The 1,910-nt window shown below is 50.7% G+C and carries 2 protein-coding genes; one reads left to right on the forward strand and one right to left on the reverse strand.

The features are described from left to right. Positions 1–302: 302 nt before the first annotated feature. On the reverse strand, positions 303–1,133 hold the full coding sequence (locus tag Q0369_RS00860) for a pyridoxamine kinase (RefSeq protein WP_298094709.1): 831 nt from the start codon (positions 1,131–1,133) through the stop codon (positions 303–305). 177 nt (positions 1,134–1,310) lie between these two features. On the opposite strand from Q0369_RS00860, the gene menA reads away from it, so the two are divergent. Further along, the coding region (gene menA, locus Q0369_RS00865; RefSeq protein WP_298094712.1) for a 1,4-dihydroxy-2-naphthoate octaprenyltransferase at positions 1,311–1,910 on the forward strand (600 nt) is incomplete at its 3' end.

A 1,910-nucleotide genomic window follows, 5' to 3' on the forward strand; every position in this document is an offset into this window, starting at 1 on the left:
GCAAGCAGATAAATTCGCTGTAGCCTTGCGTTTAGAATTCCGCGCTAGTGATAAATTTCGCATCTTTACTTCGGTGCAAATTTTAAAATTCTATATAGGAGATAAAATTATAAGCCCGTGCAATGCATGAATTCTAAAATTCCACATCGCCTATAGAATTCCACGCCTCACACGACACATAAGTTTTGAAAATTTTAAAATCCCACATCGTAGATAAAATTTAGAAATTTTTTTATGGTAAAATTTTAAAGCTCTGCCACAAATCCTCTGTCCGCGCGGCGAATTCCAAATCCGTCTAGAACTTAGATTTTCCTCACCAGCTCGGGAATTATCGCTTCGAAATCGACCCCTTCGTAGTCCTTGCGCTCCTCGTCGCTCATCGTCTCTTTGATCGTGCTGACGACGAAATCCGCAGCGATACGAACCGCAGTTTCCAGCGACTTGCCGCGCATTATTGCGCCGAAGGCTACGGCGGCGAAAATATCGCCGGTACCGTTAAATTTAACCGGCAGCAGCTCGTGAAAATACTCGTTCGTCCTGCCCGTGCGCGCATCGTAGCTGAAAACCCCGCACTGATCGGCGATGTAGCCGATGCCCTTTAAAATGACCTGTCTAGCGCCCAGCTCTCTAAGGCGCGCAAGCAGATCCATGATAAAATCCCTATCTGCGTCCTCTCGGTACGGCACCCCGGTGATCGCGCAGGCCTCGGTGATATTTGGCGTGATGATGTCGGCCTGGGCGCACAGAAGCGCCATCATGCGGGCAAAGTCCCCGTTAAAGCCCGGATAAAACACGCCGTTATCGCCCATACATGGATCGACCAAAATTGTCTTGTCTGCGCCGCCGAAGCTAGCAAATAGCTCGCTCATGATCTCGATCTGCGCCGCCGAGCCCAAAAAGCCCGTATAGATGCCGTCAAACACCACTCCGCGGTCTTTCCAGTGCGCCATGATCGCGCGTATTTGAGAGCTTAGATCGCAAAAGGTGTAGCCCGAAAAGCCCGTATGCATTGATAAAACCGCCGTAGGGATCACGCTCGTACTGATCCCCATCGCGCTTAGTATCGGCAAGGCGACGGTCAGCGAAACCTTGCCCACGCAGGATATATCTTGAACGGTAAGAACTTTTTTCATCACAATTCCTAAAATTTTTGGCTCTATTTTACCGCTATTTATATTAAAAAGGCGAATTTAAATAAAATTTACTCTACGAATAGTCTAAATTTATGATATTTTTGGCGTTTTTCCGCTAAATTTTAAGTTGAGTTCGCCGCAAATTCGGCGCTGAAAAATCACAAAAAAAGGCAAAAAATGATAACCGCAAAAGCTCTTTACGCATCCGCACGCCTTAGATCTCTGCCACTTAGCGTCTCGGGCGTGTTGCTAGGTAGCGGCGCGGCATACGGTGCAGGCGCGTTTAGGGTGGATATTTTTGCGCTGGCGCTGCTTACCACGCTGCTGTTTCAGGTGCTAAGCGACTACGCCAACGACTACGGCGACGCGGTAAAAGGCACCGACGACGATGGCAGGCTTGGGCCGCGCCGCGCGATACAAACGGGGCAGATGAGCGCAGCCGAGATGAAACGCGTCATCGTCGTTACGGCGCTACTTTCCGCGCTTTGCAGCCTCGCGCTAAGCATTTTGGCGTTTGGCGAGCGGTTTTATCTCGTGCTGCTATTTTTGGCGCTGGGCGGCGCGTCGATATATGCCGCGATCCGATACACCGTGGGCGCCGGCGCATATGGCTACAAGGGCCTCGGCGACGTTTTCGTGTTTTTGTTTTTTGGCCTTTTGAGCGTGCTGGGCTCGTACTTTTTATACGCGCGTTCGCTCGATGCAGCGCTGCTGCTGCCTGCGTGCGCGTGCGGGATGCTAAGCACCGCCGTGCTAAATCTAAACAACATGCGCGAC

The organism is uncultured Campylobacter sp. (assembly GCF_938030685.1).
In the GTDB taxonomy this organism is placed as follows: Bacteria; Campylobacterota; Campylobacteria; order Campylobacterales; family Campylobacteraceae; genus Campylobacter_B.

Bases quoted from the DNA above. Each gene is read 5' to 3' on its own strand.
- Q0369_RS00860 (WP_298094709.1), bottom strand. From the start codon at position 1,133: ATGAAAAAAGTTCTTACCGTTCAAGATATATCCTGCGTGGGCAAGGTT.